18 protein-coding genes and 1 tRNA gene are annotated in these 17,304 nt (G+C 60.0%); 5 read left to right on the top strand and 14 right to left on the bottom strand.

The genetic code is table 11. The features are described from left to right. Positions 1-101 precede the first annotated feature (101 nt). From KW403_RS15855 to KW403_RS15840, 4 genes are all read left to right on the top strand, one after another. On the top strand, positions 102-665 hold the full coding sequence (locus tag KW403_RS15855; protein ID WP_223020398.1) for a polysaccharide biosynthesis/export family protein: 564 nt from the start codon (positions 102-104) through the stop codon (positions 663-665). 28 nt (positions 666-693) lie between these two features. Beyond that, positions 694-1,836 (top strand): glycosyltransferase family 4 protein, encoded by a 1,143-nt coding sequence (locus KW403_RS15850; protein ID WP_246637815.1) that lies wholly within the window; start codon positions 694-696, stop codon positions 1,834-1,836. Positions 1,837-1,936: 100 nt separating this feature from the next. After that, positions 1,937-3,472, top strand: a complete 1,536-nt coding sequence (locus tag KW403_RS15845) for an undecaprenyl-phosphate glucose phosphotransferase (protein ID WP_223020396.1) — start codon at positions 1,937-1,939, stop codon at positions 3,470-3,472. Continuing rightward, positions 3,469-4,710, top strand: a complete 1,242-nt coding sequence (locus tag KW403_RS15840; RefSeq protein WP_223020395.1) for an O-antigen ligase family protein — start codon at positions 3,469-3,471, stop codon at positions 4,708-4,710. The genes KW403_RS15845 and KW403_RS15840 overlap by 4 nt, the downstream gene beginning before the upstream one ends. 57 nt (positions 4,711-4,767) lie before the next feature. Here the strand turns inward: KW403_RS15840 and KW403_RS15835 are convergent, their stop codons facing one another. The 8 genes from KW403_RS15835 to KW403_RS15800 all read right to left on the bottom strand — a co-directional run bounded on the left by KW403_RS15835 (position 4,768) and on the right by KW403_RS15800 (position 10,295). Then, the gene (locus KW403_RS15835; RefSeq protein WP_223020394.1) at positions 4,768-5,460 is read right to left on the bottom strand and encodes a hypothetical protein; all 693 of its coding nucleotides are present in this window, start codon (positions 5,458-5,460) and stop codon (positions 4,768-4,770) included. A 252-nt stretch (positions 5,461-5,712) separates the two neighbouring features. Beyond that, positions 5,713-5,789: transfer RNA gene (locus tag KW403_RS15830), tRNA-Pro, on the bottom strand. A gap of 122 nt (positions 5,790-5,911) precedes the next feature. Further along, entirely contained in the window at positions 5,912-6,433 is a 522-nt protein-coding gene (locus KW403_RS15825) for a MerR family transcriptional regulator (RefSeq protein ID WP_223020393.1), read from the bottom strand. A gap of 161 nt (positions 6,434-6,594) precedes the next feature. Beyond that, positions 6,595-6,918, bottom strand: a complete 324-nt coding sequence (locus KW403_RS15820; protein ID WP_223020392.1) for an integration host factor subunit alpha — start codon at positions 6,916-6,918, stop codon at positions 6,595-6,597. Positions 6,919-7,026: 108 nt separating this feature from the next. Continuing rightward, entirely contained in the window at positions 7,027-7,998 is a 972-nt protein-coding gene (locus KW403_RS15815) for a beta-ketoacyl-ACP synthase III (RefSeq protein ID WP_223020391.1), read from the bottom strand. Between the two features lie 9 nt (positions 7,999-8,007). Continuing rightward, positions 8,008-9,063, bottom strand: coding sequence for a phosphate acyltransferase PlsX (plsX, locus tag KW403_RS15810; protein WP_223020390.1), 1,056 nt, complete (start codon positions 9,061-9,063; stop codon positions 8,008-8,010). 110 nt (positions 9,064-9,173) lie between these two features. Next, entirely contained in the window at positions 9,174-9,728 is a 555-nt protein-coding gene (locus tag KW403_RS15805; protein ID WP_223022604.1) for a YceD family protein, read from the bottom strand. 18 nt (positions 9,729-9,746) lie between these two features. Continuing rightward, positions 9,747-10,295 carry a ubiquinol-cytochrome C chaperone family protein gene (locus KW403_RS15800; RefSeq protein ID WP_223020389.1) on the bottom strand — a complete coding sequence of 183 codons (549 nt, stop codon included), beginning with the start codon at positions 10,293-10,295 and terminating at the stop codon, positions 9,747-9,749. 125 nt (positions 10,296-10,420) lie between these two features. On the opposite strand from KW403_RS15800, the gene KW403_RS15795 reads away from it, so the two are divergent. Next, positions 10,421-10,939, top strand: coding sequence for an outer membrane protein assembly factor BamE (locus tag KW403_RS15795; protein ID WP_223020388.1), 519 nt, complete (start codon positions 10,421-10,423; stop codon positions 10,937-10,939). Between the two features lie 88 nt (positions 10,940-11,027). Here KW403_RS15795 and KW403_RS15790 read toward each other — a convergent pair whose 3' ends face one another. The 6 genes from KW403_RS15790 to ribD all read right to left on the bottom strand — a co-directional run bounded on the left by KW403_RS15790 (position 11,028) and on the right by ribD (position 17,302). Next, the gene (locus KW403_RS15790; RefSeq protein ID WP_223020387.1) at positions 11,028-13,160 is read right to left on the bottom strand and encodes a sodium-translocating pyrophosphatase; all 2,133 of its coding nucleotides are present in this window, start codon (positions 13,158-13,160) and stop codon (positions 11,028-11,030) included. 205 nt (positions 13,161-13,365) lie between these two features. Next, the gene (locus tag KW403_RS15785; RefSeq protein ID WP_223020386.1) at positions 13,366-14,583 is read right to left on the bottom strand and encodes an MFS transporter; all 1,218 of its coding nucleotides are present in this window, start codon (positions 14,581-14,583) and stop codon (positions 13,366-13,368) included. After that, on the bottom strand, positions 14,580-15,071 hold the full coding sequence (gene nusB, locus KW403_RS15780) for a transcription antitermination factor NusB (protein ID WP_223020385.1): 492 nt from the start codon (positions 15,069-15,071) through the stop codon (positions 14,580-14,582). The genes KW403_RS15785 and nusB overlap by 4 nt, the downstream gene beginning before the upstream one ends. A 1-nt stretch (position 15,072) precedes the next feature. Next, on the bottom strand, positions 15,073-15,540 hold the full coding sequence (gene ribH, locus KW403_RS15775; RefSeq protein ID WP_223020384.1) for a 6,7-dimethyl-8-ribityllumazine synthase: 468 nt from the start codon (positions 15,538-15,540) through the stop codon (positions 15,073-15,075). Positions 15,541-15,584: 44 nt separating this feature from the next. Next, the gene (locus tag KW403_RS15770; RefSeq protein WP_223020383.1) at positions 15,585-16,199 is read right to left on the bottom strand and encodes a riboflavin synthase; all 615 of its coding nucleotides are present in this window, start codon (positions 16,197-16,199) and stop codon (positions 15,585-15,587) included. Further along, positions 16,199-17,302 carry a bifunctional diaminohydroxyphosphoribosylaminopyrimidine deaminase/5-amino-6-(5-phosphoribosylamino)uracil reductase RibD gene (gene ribD, locus KW403_RS15765; protein ID WP_223020382.1) on the bottom strand — a complete coding sequence of 368 codons (1,104 nt, stop codon included), beginning with the start codon at positions 17,300-17,302 and terminating at the stop codon, positions 16,199-16,201. The genes KW403_RS15770 and ribD overlap by 1 nt, the downstream gene beginning before the upstream one ends. Positions 17,303-17,304 lie beyond the last annotated feature (2 nt).

Here is a 17,304-nt window from a genome sequence, read left to right as displayed (position 1 = left end):
CCCTAACGGATGGATAAAACGAGCATGGTACCTGCTCTGGCCGCCCTCTCGAAAGCGGCTGCGAGGCGGGACTGGATGACGTCAGAGGTTTGCAGTCGGTCATGATGAAAACAGCCAAACTCCTCCCTGTGCTGGCAGCACTCGTTCTTGCGGCGGGCTGTTCAGGGTACCGCCCTGCGCCTGCGGCTTTCCACGAAGCGCTCTATCAGCCCTACGTGCTCGACGCGGGAGATTCACTGCGGGTGACTGTTTTTGACCAGGACAATCTTACCAACACCTACAATGTTGACCAGGCGGGTTACATCGCCTTCCCGCTCATTGGCTCGGTTCCTGCGCGTGGCAAGACCTCCAAACAGGTGGAGCAGTCGATTGCCAGCATGCTGAGACAGGGCTATCTGCGCGATCCCGATGTATCGGTCGAGATCGATCGATACCGCCCGATATTCGTAATGGGTGAAGTGGGCTCTCCAGGCCAATACTCTTATGTCCCGGGGATGACGGTTCAAAAGGCTGTCGCTGCAGCCGGCGGTTTCAGCGCGCGCGCCAATCAGGGCAATGTCGACATAACGCGTGACATCAACGGCAAGGTCTTGACCGGACGTGTCGTCACCTCCGATCCGCTTCTTCCCGGTGACACGGTCTATGTCCGCGAACGCCTGTTCTGACGCGTATCCACCAACAAGGAACGAGGCCTTGCCCTCTCGCGAAAAACTGAGGATCGTTCACTGCTTTCGTTCCCCCGTTGGCGGAATATTTCGCCACGTTCGCGATCTTTGCGATGCGCAGCGTTCTGCTGGCCATGAGGTCGGAATTATCTGCGACTCCACCACGGGTGGAAGCTATGAAGCAAGTCTCATTGCCGAGCTTGAGCCGCGCCTCTCGCTGGGGGTAAAGCGCACTCCCATGCAGCGCCATATCGGACTGGGGGATCTTACGGCCGCGCGACGTGCGTATGGCGTCGTGCGAGAAATGCGCCCCGACGTGCTGCACGGGCATGGAGCCAAGGGGGGAGTCTATGCACGTGTGTTCGGCACGCTGATGCGAATGTCAGGCCAAAGGCCTGCGCGGATCTATTCTCCGCACGGGGGAAGCCTGCATTATGCAGCGGAGACCGCCACAGGTCGTTTTTTCTTTTCAATCGAACGAATGATGGATCGACTGACCGACCACATTCTATTCGTGTCGGAGTATGAGCGACGTACATTCGAGCAAAAGGTCGGTGTGCCGCGCGCACCCTGCACACTGGTCTACAACGGGCTGACCGCAGACGAGTTCGAGCCTGTTCAAACCCTCTCTGACGCCGCCGATTTTCTCTATATCGGTATGATGCGTGACCTCAAGGGGCCGGATCTTTTCATCGACGCATTGGCACTGACGGAGAATTCACTGGACCGCAAGCTCAACGCCGTAATGGTCGGTGATGGCGACGGCCTTGATCGTTACAAGGGTCAAGCGGTTCAGCTCGGTTTCGGTGATCGCATTCGCTTCCTGCCAGCGAGGCCTGCGCGCGAGGCGTTTTCGCTGGCCAGAATGATGGTTGTTCCCTCACGCGCCGAAGCCATGCCCTATATCGTGTTGGAGGCACTGGCTGCCGGACGCACGCTGATCGCCAGCGCAGTCGGCGGGATTCCCGAAATTCTCGGGGAGGATTCCCCTGCCCTCACCTGGCCCGACGCCGAGGCAATAGCCCAAAAAATGCAGATGGCGCTGGCCGACGAAAAAGCGTTCCGGGCGCTGATGCCGGGAACGGTCGATCTGCGGATGCGCTTCGGTGCTGACGTCATGGCCGCCACCATCGAGAAGGCATACCGGGCCAGCTTGGACACCAAACGTTAAGCACAATTACGAGCAGTTTCGGCCCCACCGCGCCTGAAACATATTCTTAGCCCCTGGCTCCTAACGTAGGGTCGCAAACGTCAGGGGGCATTGCCAGTTCATGAACCAGATTGACCCGAAACGGCTTCAGATTTCGAAGGCGCCGAAACAATCGGGCATGCTGAAGGCCGGTGATGAGCAGAGCAAGCTCAACCCCATCGCCTGGCAGGTCGCACAACAATACAAGCGCGAAACCATGTCACCAGTCATGGTTCTGGGTGTCATGCGCCTGGTCGAACTGACGATGTTGCTTGCGACCGGCTTTGTTCTCTATGCGATTTACGTGGGCTTTTCGCCACTGCTCTTCTGGCACTACATGACCGTTATCGGGGCGGGTTCCCTTCTCATGGTGGTTCTGTGCGAATTTACCGGTGGCTACCAGATGCGCGCACTGCGCAACCCCACCGGCGCTATGGGACGGGTTTTCATTGCCTGGATGGCGACATTCGCGGCGCTGGCTTTGACAGGCTTCTTCCTGAAAATCTCCGATAGTTTTTCGCGATTCTGGCTCGGATCCTGGTTTATCTGTGGTTTCACAGCACTTCTGGTCCTGCGCATCACCATGTCGCAGCTCCTGCGCCGTTGGGCGCGCAATGGAACGATCGAACGGCGCGCGGTTATCGTCGGCGGGGGCGCCAATGCCGAACAACTTATCCGCTCCATCGAGCAACAGCCCTACAATGACATCCGCATTTGCGGGCTGTTCGACGATCGCGACGACCTGCGTTCACCGCCCGTTGTTGCCGGCTATCCGAAGCTCGGCACGATCACCGAACTCGTTGAGTTCACCCGCATTGCCCGCATCGACATGCTGATTGTGGCATTGCCGATTTCGGCGGAGAAGCGTGTGCTGTCGCTTCTGTCAAAACTCTGGGTTCTGCCGGTCGACATCCGGCTCTCGGCTCATGCAAACCATCTGCGGTTTCGCCCGCGCGCCTACTCCTATATCGGCTCGGTGCCGATGCTGGATATTTTCGACCGCCCCATCAACGACTGGGATTCGGTCGCCAAGAGAGGCTTCGATATCGTTTTCAGCCTGCTCGGCATTCTTGTTTTCTCGCCGATCATGATCGCCACTGCCATGGCCATCAAGCTCGACAGCAAGGGGCCTGTGCTGTTCAGGCAAAAGCGTCACGGCTTTAACAATGAATCCATCGAGGTGTTGAAGTTTCGCTCCATGTATGTGGATCAGTGCGATCCGACAGCGAAGAACGCCGTGACAAAGAATGATCCTCGCGTCACTCGCGTCGGCCGCTTTATCCGCAAGACATCCATCGATGAACTGCCGCAATTCTTCAATGCGCTTTTCGGCAGCCTGTCCCTCGTGGGTCCGCGGCCTCACGCTCTGGCCGCCCAGGCCCACGATCGGCTCTATGAAGAAGTCGTTGATGGCTACTTTGCCCGGCACAAGGTGAAGCCCGGTGTTACCGGCTGGGCTCAGATCAATGGCTGGCGTGGTGAGGTGGATTCGGATGAGAAAATCCGCAAACGCACGGAATACGATCTCTACTACATCGAAAACTGGTCGCTCTGGCTCGACCTGAAGATCCTGTTCCTGACGCCAATCAGCCTGTTCAATACGGAAAACGCCTATTGAGCCTGCTCACCTACGATAGAGAGCCGCCCGGGCTTGCCCGCGCCGCCATAGATGCCAAGCTGGTTTCGCTCATGAAACTGGCGGCGATCGGTCTTGGCGTTTTCCTGTCGGGATTCGTTATTCGTGAGCCCGCTCCCTATGAGCTCTACATGGTGGGCCTGATCGCGATCTGGGCACTCGCGGGCTTGCGGATATCGCGACGCATCGCGCCGCTTCTGGCGTTGCTCGTGGCTTTCAATATCGGCGGTCTCATCTCACTGTCCCAGCTCGCAGACCTCGGCACGATTCCGCTTTACATCGCGGTGTCTCTCTTCCTTGCGCTCACATCCGTATTCTTCGCAGCGATCATCGAGGCGGAGTCCGACCTCCTTTCGGTTGTCTTCCGCGCCTGGGTGGCCGCTGCCGCAGCCACGGCGCTCTTCGGTATCTTGGGATATTTCAACGCCTTTCCCGGCGCAGCGATGTTCACCAAGTTCGGGCGGGCCGCGGGTGTCTTCGAAGATCCGAACGTCTTCGGCCCGTTCCTTACGCTGCCGGCAATATATCTGCTTTACCTGATCCTGACCGCTCCGGCACGCACCGCTCTTTTCTCCGCGCCGCTGCTCTTGATCATAACGGGCGGCATCTTCTTCTCTTTTTCGCGTGGTGCCTGGGGCCTTCTTGTCATGACGGCAGGTCTTCTCGTTCTTGCCGTCTTTCTCAATGCCGGTACAGCCAGTGCACGGCTGCGAATTGCCGTAACGGCGCTGCTTGCAGTTGCCGGCATCGCACTCGCTCTCATTCTTGCATTACAAATTCCCGCGGTCTCGGACCTCTTTACGCAGCGCGCGCAACTCGTGCAGGATTATGACAGCGCCCGGCTTGGCCGCTTTGCCCGTTTCGGAATTGGTTTCGGGTGGGCGACCGAACACCCTCTCGGCATTGGGCCCCTGCAATTCGGCCAGATTCTCGGTGAGGACACCCACAATATCTGGCTCAAGGCGTTGCTCGATTATTCCTGGCTGGGTTTTGCGGCGTATCTGACGTTGATCCTGTGGACGGTGACAGCGGGCTTCCGCATTCTGTTCCGTCGCCGACCGTGGCAGCCATATCTGATCTGCGTCTACATTGTCTTCGTTGGTCATGTGGCCCTGGGAACCGTGATCGATACCGACCACTGGCGCCATTTCTACCTGCTCCTCGGCCTCCTCTGGGGCATGATAGCGTTGGAACAGAAATGGATGGCGCGGCGCCTGTAAGTCGACACAAGACCGGCAAAAGAGTCTCGGGACCAGAGGCCAAACCTCTTTCCCGACCTAATTGGCGTCCTGCGAGCCCACCGGTTCTTCGCTTCGCGTGATGGTGAGATGAACGCCCTCATCACGCCGCAGTTCCAGAAGCGCGCCCACCCGACACCATTTGCCGCCGAAGCAAGGCACAGCCCATTCACTGAGAAGACTGTACTGCTCCTCCTGCGCGGTGAAGCCATCATCTGGCCGTGAGACACGCACAGCCTTGAGCGCGTAGGAGAACCAGGAATCGAACAGCACGGCCATGCTGTCCATGATACGGCCCACTTCCTGCGAATAGTCCCATTTCCTTCTCCACGCTACGCGGCATTCCCCGCTTGGTGCCGCGTCGGTGGCGAATGTCAGTTCGACATAAGGAGGTGCCCCCTCGGCAAAGTCGCGTGCTTCATCCCCAGTCCTGGAGAGCACCACCGCTTTCGTTTCAGAGCCGGTCTCAAAGCCGAGAGCATGCAGGCTCGATGAGACGATCTGATAGCCTTCGGGCATCAGTCGCTTAGGCAGATCCTTCGTCACTGGTTGAGCAAGGCACGCTGCTCTGGCAGCTTCGAACACGTTGAGGACGCCGCGAAGGTCCGACCAGTTTTTATGCGCGAAGACGATGCGCTCCGGCTCCGCTGAAACGGTGGATAAAGCGCCCAACGAACAGAACGCTGACAGGCACGCGATCTGTGCAAACTGCGGAAGGCATGCGATTCTCATCAAAATCAGCTCCAGCAGTGGTGTCTATCGGCCCAGCCTAGCACAAAACGCCCATTCGGGCTCGTGCCACACGAGGAAAGCCAGGGCGCGACCGAAGTCCATGGCTGTGATCGGGTCTGACAAAGCAGTGTGATTGTGATCTGCAGCAACGCGCCTCAGGACACGTTCCAAGCCGAACAGGCAAATGCACAGATCAGCAATGAGTCCACGGAAGGAGAAGTGGACTGCAAACTGTTGTGATGTAAAGGAAAATGGTCGGAGCGGCGGGATTCGAACCCACGACCCCTTGACCCCCAGTCAAGTGCGCTACCGGGCTGCGCTACGCTCCGAACCGGCGCAAGGGATATAGTTTCCTCTCCCCACGCGCAAGGCCTAAAAACCGCTCGGGAGCAAAAAGCCGTGTGCAGCGCCAACTTTCTCCGCGTCCGACTCCGCGAATGGAGAAAAGAAGCTACCGCACCTGATCAAGCAGGCGCTTGCATTCCAGAAGATCGAACAGTGCCTCCTGAAGAAGCGCACGGTTGTCGCGCGAAAGGCTCGTGGCATCGGCAGGGACAGGCCCATCCTGCTCGCCACGGCCCAAACCAAAAAAACGTTTGCTCGGCTTGGCTTTCGGCGTGCCGACCAAAACCTCCTCTTCAGAGGCAGCCTTCTCGGCTTCGGCCTGGTGACTCTGAGCGATCGCTTCGACAGCGGCCACATCGCCGCGACCAATGGCCACGACAAACTGGTTGCCGTTTTCACGCAGAAGCTTCTGAACACCTTTGATCGTGTATCCCTGGTCGTAGAGCATATGACGAATACCCTTGATCAGGTCGATGTCCTGCGGACGGTAATAGCGCCGACCACCGCCCCGCTTCAGTGGCTTGATCTGAGAAAACCGGGTTTCCCAGAAGCGCAGAACATGCTGCGGCAGGTCGAGTTCTTCAGCCGCTTCGCTGATGGTGCGGAAGGCGTCGGGGCTCTTGTCCATGATCGCGCAATCTCCTGAAGGCCGGCGTCCTGCGCCAGCTCTTTCAAACCGGGCGTGCCGACATCGTACTTGGGGCGTCAGAACACCCAACCGAATCGGAAGTCTAAACCACTTCCCGGCCGGGGAAAAATAAGAGCGGGGCCGTATCCCAAAAATGCGGCTCAGGCGCTCTTGCGCATGCGCCTTGCCTGATGTGCCTTCAGAATTTTCTCCTTAAGCACATTCGAAGCCTTGAAAGTCATCACACGACGCGGAGAGATCGGCACTTCTTCGCCGGTCTTGGGATTGCGGCCGATGCGCTCGTTCTTGTCGCGCACCTGAAAGGTGGCGAAAGAAGAAAGCTTCACCGTTTCACCGCGCACCACCGCATCGCAGACTTCTTGTAGAACCATTTCGACAAGCTGAGCGGATTCGGTTCGCGACAGTCCGACCTTCCGATAGACGGCCTCAGCCAGCTCGGCACGCGTCAGTGTCTTTCCCCCCATAGGGCTACCCATCCAGATCTTGAAAATGCATGTGATTTCAATACGCAGCGCTGACGTTACAAAAATTGCTTTGCAACGGTCAAGGACGATACACGTGATTTACGTTCGCTACCAGCGCACCAGCACCGCACCCCAGGTAAAACCGCCGCCCATCGCCTCAAGAAGCACGAGATCACCCTTCTTGATCTGGCCGCGTTCAACAGCCACTGACAACGCCAAAGGCACAGAAGCCGCCGATGTGTTGCCATGCAGGTCCACCGTCACCACGACCTTGTCTTCGGCTATGCCCAGTTTTTTGGCCGAAGCGTCGATGATCCGCCGGTTGGCCTGGTGCGGAACGAACCAGTCAATGTCGTCGGCCGTGATGCCGGCCTTGGCAAAGACATCTTCAATCACGTCAGTGATCATGCCGACGGCGTGTTTGAAGACTTCCCTGCCCTGCATCCGCAGATGACCAACCGTGCAGGTGGTCGAGGGACCGCCATCCACGTAAAGCTTGTCACGCTGGCTTCCGTCAGAGCGCAGCGAAGCGGCAATGATCCCACGCTGGTCAAGCGCGGCAACGCCCTCTTCGGCCTCCAGCACCACCGCACCCGCTCCATCCCCGAACAAAACGCAGGTCGTGCGGTCATTCCAGTCGAGAATGCGCGAGAAGGTTTCAGAGCCGATCACCAGCATCCGTTTTGCCTGGCCCCCACGAATATAAAGATCGGCCGTGGTGATGGCATAGACGAAGCCGCTGCAGACGGCCTGCATGTCGAAGGCGAAGCCGCCCGGCATGCCAAGTCGCTCCTGGATTTCGACGGCTGTTGCCGGAAAAGTATTGTTGGGGGTGGAGGTGGCCAGAATGATCATGTCGATGTCGGCGGGCGTCAGTCCCGCGCTATCGAGAGCGGCGCGTGCCGCCGCCTCTCCCAGCGATGCGGTCGTCTCATCTTCCGACGCGATATGACGCTGGCGGATGCCGGTCCGCTGGACGATCCACTCATCGGTTGTGTCGACAAGTTTCTCGAATTCCGCATTCTTCATGATGCGGCGTGGCAGGGCGGAGCCAATGCCACGCACAACGGATCTAGTCATCACAGCGTCCTATTCATTCACGGCTGTAACGCCGGCAGCCGCTTGCGGCTTGCGGGCGTGATAGAGGTCCAGGGTGGCGCGCGTTCTGTCGAGCAGATGACTGCGCGCCATTTCATATCCAAGCTCGACGGCGGCAGCAAATCCCTCTGCATCCGCCCCGCCATGGCTTTTGACAACAATTCCGTTGAGGCCCAGAAAGACGCCGCCATTCACCTTGCGCACATCCATCTTTTCGCCGAGGCGCCGGAAGGCGCCGCGCGCAAAAAGATAACCGATACGCGCCATGAGCGTACGTCCCATGGCCTCGCGGAGATAGCCGGCAATCTGTCGCGCTGTACCTTCAGCGGTCTTCAACGCAATGTTGCCGGCGAATCCTTCCGAAACCACCACATCGACAGTGCCCTTGCCGATATCGTCACCCTCCACGAAGCCCTCATAGCGCATCGTGTTGAGCGCGGCCTCGCGCAGCATGCGCCCAGCCTCTTTCACCTCTTCCTGCCCCTTGATCTCCTCAACCCCCACATTCAGGAGGCCGACCGTGGGGCGATCAAGATCGAAAAGCGCGTTGGCCATGGCAGCACCAAGGATGGCGAAGTCGACCAGTTGCTGCGCATCGGCGCCGATGGTCGCGCCCACATCGAGCACGATGCTTTCGCTGCGCATGGTCGGCCAGATTGCCGCGATAGCCGGTCGTTCGATATCGGCCATGGTGCGCAGGCAGAATTTGGACATGGCCATGAGCGCACCAGTGTTGCCTGCAGAAACACAGGCATCCGCCTCGCCGTTCTTGACCGCTTCGATGGCTTTCCACATGGAGGACTTCCAGCGCCCCTGGCGCAGCGCCTGGCTTGGCTTGTCGTCCATCCGCACCGCTACCTCGCAATGCGTGAAGTCGCTCACGTCCTTCAGGCCTGGTAAGCCGTCGAGAACCGGCAGGACAGCATCCTCCCGGCCATAAATGAGAAAACGGGCGTCGGGACGTCGTTCGATAACCTTGGTCAGGCCACGCAGCGTGACCTCGGGACCATGATCCCCACCCATAGCGTCAATCGAAATGCGTACCACGCGTGATGTGCCTCAATGGTTGATCGGGCGCCGGTATCGGCTCAAATGTGCGGCGAAAATAGCGTTTTTGGCCGGAGGCACAACCTCGTTTCGCGCCTTCAACATGCAATTCAGGACTTTTGTCCAAGCTTTCGCAGCCCTTCATACAGCGGACCGGGCTCTTTCGGCGCTTCGTCCTGAGGCTGCCCGGCTTCCATAACAGCCCCTGCCTTGCGCGGATAGGGGTCGATGCCTAGCGTGAAGAATTCTTCTGCAAGCGCACCAACGTCAATGATGCTGCCATGAAAGGTATCAGGCATGTCCGGGCCTTCCGCGTCGAGCACGAATTCTCCACCGTCGACTTCGTTGCGCGCCAGCCGCGAGCCTTCTGGAACGAGCGTCGCAGAAACGTCTTCCTTGATGTGGCTTGAAACGGGCTGAAGGGTCACCACGCAGGCCTGGGTTATGTCCGCCTCGACCGTACCTGTGACGCGCACCCCGTCGGCTTTCCATGGCCGCACCGTGAGTTCCGCCGCGAAGCGCTCGACAGAAACAAGATCATGCTCTTGCGCCAGTGAGCTGCGTTCACGCTCGTCAGCCTCGATCGACACCGGCATCCCCTTTCGGGCAAGGCGGTGAACATTCACCTCGTGTGAAACCGGCGTTTTCTTGGGTTTTTCGGTCATGGTTCTGTCGGTCATGGTTCAGCGCTCCCTTTCTGCGTCAGGGAATGAAATGTCGGCGGCGATCAGGCGTTCCGCCTTCTGGTTTTCCAGCGAGGCCGCAGCGTCAAGCGCATAGCGCGCGAGTGGTTGCGCACCCGCCCAATCCTCCTCGTCCGGGCGGATATTGCGCGCTACGGCAGCAGCCAGCGCCTCCGCATCATCTGCGTCGATCGCCTCACCATAGGCGGCGGCGCGACCATAAAACATGCGTGCCAACTTCTTGATCCGTTTGGGAACGCCCATGTCCCCGATGCCCAATTCGCGGATTGCATGCTCCACGTCAGCGAAAAATACGTCTGTGACCTCCTGCGCCACCTCCCGCACGGCCGCCCCATCCTCATTGCGGACCCGGCGCAAAAACAGAATCATATGAAGCGCTATCATCTCGAAACGGCCGAGCGGCGTGTCGGGAACCCCCCAGTGTGCATAAAAGACAGGTTGCCGCGAGGCCGCCACGATTCGTTCATACAAGCCGTCGATGACCACACGGCGCGAGCGCTGCCCAAAGCCAAACAGCTTCTGGAACATGAGAATTGCCCTCCCTTGGGGCTGGTTTGGGACAGGATCAGGTTGCATCGGCGCTTAAGCTGGTTTACCCGTTTTGCCGGCGGGGACAAGGTCTTTCGCTCGAAAGCCTTTGCGCCGGGGACGCTATGGAGATGTCGTTGCAGGTGAAGAAAATCAACAGTTATCCTGTCGGACGCACAATTTTGGCTGCCGGTCTGGTTGGAGCAGCGGCTGCGTTAGCCGGCTGCAATGTCGCCAACACGCTGGATGCGCGCGAAACCCTGACCCAGGGTTACGTCATCGACGAGCAGGCCCTGGAGCTGGTTCCGGTCGGCTCCAGCCGCGAGCAGGTGCTTCTGGCACTCGGCTCGCCGTCCACAACGGCCACCTTCGACAACGAAGCCTTCTATTACATTTCGCAGAAACGTGTGCGAGGGGCCGCATTCATGCGCCCGCGTCTTGTCGAGCAGCAGGTTCTTGCCGTCTATTTCGGCGACGACGAGCGTGTCTCGAAGATCGCCCATTACGGAATGGAAGACGGCAAGGTGTTCGATTTCATTTCCCGCACCACGCCGACGGGTGGCAAGGAACAGACATTCATCGGCCAGATTCTTGCTGGCGCTTCCAAGGGTGGCGCACCCTCGGGCCTCTTCGGCGGCGGCTGACCGATCAAAGATCTCAGGCAACACCAAAAGCCCGCGAGCGATGCTCGCGGGCTTTTTCTTTGTCACGAATGCAGACCTTGTCCGCCTGTCAGTGAGCCAGAACGGCCAATAGCAACAGCGCGATGATGTTGGTGATCTTGATCATTGGGTTCACCGCCGGTCCGGCCGTGTCCTTGTAAGGGTCGCCCACTGTATCGCCCGTCACCGATGCCTTGTGGGCTTCCGAGCCCTTTTCATGCTTCACGCCATCGGCATCGACGAAACCATCCTCGAAGGATTTCTTTGCATTGTCCCAGGCGCCGCCACCGGCAGTCATGGAGATCGCCACGAAGAGCCCAGTAACGATGACGCCCAGAAGCATCGCGCCAAGCGCGGAAAAGGCCTCGCTTTTTCCGGCGATGGCGTAGACGACGGCAAACGCCACCAGCGGAGAGAGCACCGGCAAAAGTGAAGGCACGATCATTTCTTTGATCGCCGCCTTGGTCAGAAGGTCGACCGCCGCGCCATAGTCGGGCTTCTCCTTGCCTTCCATGATGCCCGGTTTCTCACGGAACTGCCGGCGCACCTCCTGCACGATGGCGCCGCCCGCGCGGCCAACCGCCGTCATGGACAAACCGCCGAAGAGGAACGGCAAAAGTCCGCCGAAGAGAAGGCCGGCGACCACGTAGGGGTTGGAGAGCGAAAAGTCGACGCTTACGCCTTCAAAGAACGTTCCCGGCTCCGCATTCGCCGCGAAGTATTTCAGGTCCTCCGTGTAGGCAGCGAAGAGCACCAGCGCGCCAAGCCCGGCAGACCCGATGGCATAGCCCTTGGTCACGGCCTTGGTGGTGTTGCCCACCGCATCGAGCGCATCGGTTGTCTGGCGCACCTCGCTCGGCAGATCCGACATTTCGGCAATGCCGCCGGCATTGTCCGTCACCGGACCGAACGCATCGAGCGCCACGACCATGCCTGCCAGTGCCAGCATCGTTGTCACGGCGATGGCGATACCGAAGAGCCCCGCAAGATTGAACGACAGGATGATGCCCGCAATGATCACGATCGCCGGAAGCGCTGTTGCCTCAAGCGAAACCGCCAGCCCCTGGATGACATTGGTGCCATGACCGGTCACCGATGCCTGGCTGATCGAACGCACCGGCCGGTAGCCGACGCCCGTATAATATTCGGTGATCCAGATGATGAGCCCGGTGACACCGAGCCCCACCACGCCACACCAGAAGAGCGACATGCCGATGAACTCGGAACCATTGCTTGCCGAGAAGGCGGTGGAAGCGCCCAGCCAGCCCCAGACGATGCCGCCAAGCGCGACCACCGAAAGGGCGGCAGTTGCCCAAAAGCCCTTGTAGAGCGCGCCCATGATCGAGTTGTTGGATCCTAGCTTGACGAAGAAGGTTCCGATGATCGACGTCACCACGCAGGCAGCGCCAATGACCAGCGGGAAGAGCATGAGCGTCAGCGCCACCTCGCCAGTGAAGAAGATCGACGCGAGCACCATGGTGGCCACGACCGTCACCACATAGGTCTCGAACAGATCGGCAGCCATGCCGGCGCAGTCGCCGACATTGTCGCCCACATTGTCGGCGATGGTGGCCGGATTGCGCGGATCGTCCTCCGGGATGCCCGCTTCCACCTTGCCCACCAGATCGCCGCCGACATCCGCACCCTTAGTGAAGATGCCGCCGCCGAGGCGCGCGAAGATGGAGATCAACGACGCGCCGAAACCGAGCGCCACCAGTGCGTCGATGACGATGCGGTCGGTCGGTGCGTGGCCAAGCGGCCCTGTGAGAATCCAGAAATAGACTGACACGCCAAGCAATGCGAGCCCCGCCACCAGAAGCCCGGTGATGGCGCCCGACTTGAACGCGATGTCGAGGCCGGCTGCCAGGCTGTTGGAGGCTGCCTGCGCCGTGCGCACATTGGCACGCACCGAAACATGCATGCCGATGAAGCCGGCCGCGGCCGAAAGCACCGCACCTATGAGGAAGCCGATGGCCGCCACGCCGGTGAGAAGCCACCATGCGAGAACGAAGACCACGACGCCGACAATGGCGACGGTGGTGTACTGCCTTGTCAAATAAGCCTGCGCCCCCTCCCGGATTGCGCCGGCGATTTCCTGCATGCGTGCATTGCCCTGATCGGCGGCCAGCACCGACCGGGTTGCCCAGATGGCATAGAGTATGGAAAGCACACCGCAGGCGATGACCACGTAAAGCATGTTCATTGCCAATCTATCCCTTGATTTCGACCCGCGACTGGAACCCCCTCCCGGGTCACGCTGGAAAGGCCGGCGGCATTCACGCCCCTCCCGGCCCAATGCGCGCAGCTTGGGCGAAGGTTCGTTGAAACGTCAAGCTTGTGCTGGGATAAATTGTCGCAGACCGTTCAGAAACGGCCGCTCATGCCTTGTGCCATCTGGTGTTGCCGGTTCAGGCCGGCTGACGTCTGCGCCGGCTGATCGCCATCACACCCAGCGCAAGAAGGCACGAACCGGCCACGGGAATCACGATCCAGGCAAGCATGTTCCAGCCAAAGGCGTTGTAGATCTGGCCCGACATCAGCGAGGCAAAGGCAGTGGTGGAAAACAGCAGAAAGTCATGCACGCCCTGAACGCTGTTCTTTTCGGAAGGACGATAACACTCCGCCACCATGGCGGTGGCACCGATGAAGCCGAAATTCCAACCGATCCCAAGCAGAATCAACGCTGTCCAGAACTGCCAGAGTTCGATGCCTGACAGTGCGACGATGGCGCAGGCGATGAGCGTCAAGAGTCCGGTTGAGACAATGGCTTCCTTGCCGAAGCGCGCAATCAGCCGTCCGGTGATGAAGCTTGGCGCGAACATCGCCATCACGTGCCAGGAAATGCCAAGCGTGGCCTCGTCAGGAGTAAATCCGCATCCAACCATGGCAAGCGGCGCGCCCGTCATGACGAAACTCATCAGCGCATAGGAAGCGATGCCGCAGAAAAGCGAGACCAGGAAGCGGGGCTGCAACAGGATTTCCGGCAGTGGCCTGGCCGGTTCATGATCATCGAGAACCGTCGACGGCGCCTCCTTCGGAAGGCGCAGGAAAGACAGGATGCAAGCCCCCAGGAGACCAAGCACGACGAGGGCTGCGAACGCGCCGGCAAACTGCACCGGAGCAAAAAGATCCCGTGTGTAGATAACTGTTTGCGGCCCGATGATCGCGGCGAAGATACCACCGCCGAGAACCCATGAAATCGCACGGGGCTTGAAATCGGCTGGCGCGTTGTCGGCGGCGGCGAAACGGTATTGCTGCAGAAAGGCGTTGCCTATGCCCGCCAACAGAAGGCCGATTGCAAAAAGCCAGAAACTGCTCTGAAACAACGCTGTCGCGGCGACAAATCCACCGCTCGCAGTAACCAGGCCGCCGGCCATAAAGCCGTTGCGCCGACCAACGGCGCGCATCAGGGCGGCGGCCGGAAGCGCGCCGAGCGCGATCCCGACATTGAAGCCCGTTACAGGTGCCGTCGCAAGCGACTTGTCGCTGCCGAGCAGATAAAATCCGGCGAGACCGCCCATCGAGATGGCGATCGGAGCGGCGGATCCGACGATGGCCTGCGCCGAGGCAAGGATCAACGCGGTGCGTTTTGCCTCGCGGTACAGATCATCGCGCGTGCCGGTCATGCGGGATCTTTCCCCCGGCCCTCATTGCGGCTGCGCCGGGCAACCCGGTCGAGCACGGCGTTGACGAGCTTCGGCTCGTCTTCGGTATAGAATGCCTTGGCGATGTCCACATATTCCGAAACGATGACGGCGACCGGCACATCCTTGCGCCGCGTGAGCTCGTAGACGCCGGCGCGCAGGATGGCACGCAGCGTCGAATCAAGCCGTGATAGCGGCCAGTCTTCCGTCAGTGCCTTGCGGATGACCGGATCGATCGTCGTCTGGTCCTCCACAACGCCGGACAGGATGGCGCGGAACCACTGTGGGTCGGCATCGCGATAGAGTTCGCCGTCGATTTCCTTGCCAAGGCGGAAGAGCTCGTACTCCGCCGTGGTTTCCAGCAGGCCTGTGCCCGCAACATCCATCTGGTAGAGCGCCTGAACGGCAGCAAGGCGGGCTGAACCCCGTTTGTTGGCCGGGCGAAAGCCGTCTGCGGTGGGTTCGGTCACATCAAGCTCCCATGCGCTGTTTGAGCGCAATCATCGTCAGTGCCGCTTCCGCGGCAAAATATCCCTTGCCCATGCTCTCGCCACTGGTGCCTTCGCTCTTCTCGATGCGAGCCAGCGCCTGCGCCTCGTTCTCGACGGTCAAAATGCCATTGCCTATGGCGAGATTCTTCTGAACGGCCAGATCCATAAGCGCACGGCTCGATTCATTCGCAACCACATCGAAGTGATAGGTTTCGCCACGAATGACGCAGCCCAGCGCCACATAGCCATGATAAAGTCCGCCCCCATTGCCGGAAGCAGCAAAGGCGATTGCTGCCGGGACTTCCAGCGCACCTGGCACGGTCACGACATCATAGGCAGCACCGGCGGCATCCAATGCTGCCTTTGCACCTTCAAGAAGGCCATCGGCCAGATGGTCGTAAAAACGGGCTTCGACGATCAGCAACCTGAAGGCGCGCGCATCGGCCATGGACATTCTCCACACGGCATTGAATCTCAAATGAAGGCGCTGCCTTAAGCCTCTTTGGCCGCATCCGCAAGCCGTGCGGCGTATCGCGCCATGGTATCGACCTCAATATTGATCCGATCGCCCACCTTTCGCTCCCCCCAGGTGGTGACGGACAGCGAATGATGAATGAGCAGAACGTCGAAACGCGCCCCCTCGACGCGATTGACCGTCAGGGAGGTGCCGTCCAGCGCCACCGAGCCTTTCGGCGCGATGAATTTGGCCAGTTCCTTCGGCGCCTCGAGCACGAAGCGAACCGCCTCGCCCTCATCCCTGCGCTCGACAATCTCGGCCATTCCGTCCACATGCCCCGAGACGATATGTCCACCCAGCTCGTCGCCGACCTTGAGCGCGCGCTCCAGATTGATGCGCTGACCGGGTTTCCAGTTGGAAGCCGTCGTCAGCCGCAGCGCCTCTTCCCACGCCTCAACCTCGAACCAGCGCGTGTTCGCGCCCGATTCAGGCAGCGCCACAACGGTAAGACACACGCCAGCGCAGGCAATCGATGCACCAATGTCGATGGTCGCGGGATCGTAATTGGTCTCGATGCGCAACAGCACCCCTTCGTCGCGCGGGGTGACGGACTGCACCACGCCTATGTCAGTGACAATGCCGGTGAACATCAGTCGCCTTTCACGTATTCCAGAAAAACATCATCGCCAAACCGCGCCTCGCGCAGCAGGCGAAAACCTTCCGGGATATGGTCGCGATCAAGAGGCGCGGCAATCCCTCCAGGGCCAATTTTCGATGGCCCAACAAAGAGAGCAAGACGGTCGACCAGCCCTTCCTCGAGGAACATCCGGGCAGTATAGGCTCCCCCCTCCACCATGAGGGTGAGGATGCCCCGGGCAGCCAGATCTTCCAGAAATTCCGGCAGCGCGATCTTCCCGTCATGGAGTTCGACACCAAGGAAATCGACACCGGCTTCTGCCAATCTATTTCGCCGCTCCGGCTGACAGTCTTCTGCCGCGGTGACCAGAACCGGTACATCGCGGGCGGTTTGAGCCAGAACGGACTGCACCGGAAGCTTCGTCCCCCGGTCGAGCACCACACGCAGCGGCGAGCGATGCTCAAGCCCTCGCAACCGACAGGTCAGCGATGGGTCGTCTGCCAGCGCCGTGCCGATGCCGACAAGGATCGCGTCGCTTTCCGCTCGCATCATGTGAACCTGCCGGCGCGACACCGGACCTGTGATCGCGACCTGCCCCTCGCCTCTCCGACCGATCATGCCATCGGCGGATAAGGCAAGTTTGAGAGTCACTTCCGGGCGTTTATTCAAAGAACGAATGAGGTAGCCACGCAGCATGTCTGCGGCCTGGTCCGCCAGCACGCCTTCGACCACCTCGATGCCAGCTTCGCGCAAAATGGCATAGCCTTTGCCGCTGACACGCGGATCGGGATCACTCGCCGCCCCCACCACACGGACAATACCGGCGGAAACAAGCGCATTGGCACAGGGCGGCGTGCGTCCGTGATGCGCGCAGGGCTCAAGCGTGACATAGGCAGTCGCCCCACGTGCTGCCTCGCCCGCTTCTGCCAGCGCCTGAGGTTCTGCATGCGGTCGCCCGCCAATGGCGGTGACACCAGTGCCCACGATTCGCCCGTCGCGCACGATCAGCGTTCCAACGGAGGGATTGGTGCCGGTCAAACCGAGATTGCGGCGCGACAGCCGGATCGCAGCGGCCATCAACCGCAGGTCGAGCTCGCTGGCGGGCCCGCTCTTCATCC

The organism is Nitratireductor kimnyeongensis, from assembly GCF_019891395.1.
Taxonomy (GTDB): Bacteria; Pseudomonadota; Alphaproteobacteria; order Rhizobiales; family Rhizobiaceae; genus Nitratireductor; species Nitratireductor kimnyeongensis.
The sequence above is the reverse complement of the archived record's forward strand: the minus strand, read 5'-3'. Positions and strand labels throughout refer to the sequence as shown.

What these genes read in the sequence shown, in the direction of transcription:
- ribD (WP_223020382.1), bottom strand. Translation starts at nt 17,302, where the DNA reads ATGAAGAGCGGGCCCGCCAGCGAGCTCGACCTGCGGTTGATGGCCGCT.
- KW403_RS15800 (WP_223020389.1), bottom strand. Translation starts at nt 10,295, where the DNA reads ATGTTCCAGAAGCTGTTTGGCTTTGGGCAGCGCTCGCGCCGTGTGGTC.
- KW403_RS15770 (WP_223020383.1), bottom strand. Translation starts at nt 16,199, where the DNA reads ATGTTCACCGGCATTGTCACTGACATAGGCGTGGTGCAGTCCGTCACC.
- KW403_RS15805 (WP_223022604.1), bottom strand. Translation starts at nt 9,728, where the DNA reads ATGACCGAAAAACCCAAGAAAACGCCGGTTTCACACGAGGTGAATGTT.
- KW403_RS15835 (WP_223020394.1), bottom strand. Translation starts at nt 5,460, where the DNA reads ATGAGAATCGCATGCCTTCCGCAGTTTGCACAGATCGCGTGCCTGTCA.
- KW403_RS15790 (WP_223020387.1), bottom strand. Translation starts at nt 13,160, where the DNA reads ATGAACATGCTTTACGTGGTCATCGCCTGCGGTGTGCTTTCCATACTC.
- KW403_RS15820 (WP_223020392.1), bottom strand. Translation starts at nt 6,918, where the DNA reads ATGGGGGGAAAGACACTGACGCGTGCCGAGCTGGCTGAGGCCGTCTAT.
- ribH (WP_223020384.1), bottom strand. Translation starts at nt 15,540, where the DNA reads ATGGCCGATGCGCGCGCCTTCAGGTTGCTGATCGTCGAAGCCCGTTTT.
- KW403_RS15845 (WP_223020396.1), top strand. Translation starts at nt 1,937, where the DNA reads ATGAACCAGATTGACCCGAAACGGCTTCAGATTTCGAAGGCGCCGAAA.
- KW403_RS15815 (WP_223020391.1), bottom strand. Translation starts at nt 7,998, where the DNA reads ATGACTAGATCCGTTGTGCGTGGCATTGGCTCCGCCCTGCCACGCCGC.
- KW403_RS15825 (WP_223020393.1), bottom strand. Translation starts at nt 6,433, where the DNA reads ATGGACAAGAGCCCCGACGCCTTCCGCACCATCAGCGAAGCGGCTGAA.
- KW403_RS15785 (WP_223020386.1), bottom strand. Translation starts at nt 14,583, where the DNA reads ATGACCGGCACGCGCGATGATCTGTACCGCGAGGCAAAACGCACCGCG.
- KW403_RS15855 (WP_223020398.1), top strand. Translation starts at nt 102, where the DNA reads ATGATGAAAACAGCCAAACTCCTCCCTGTGCTGGCAGCACTCGTTCTT.
- KW403_RS15795 (WP_223020388.1), top strand. Translation starts at nt 10,421, where the DNA reads ATGGAGATGTCGTTGCAGGTGAAGAAAATCAACAGTTATCCTGTCGGA.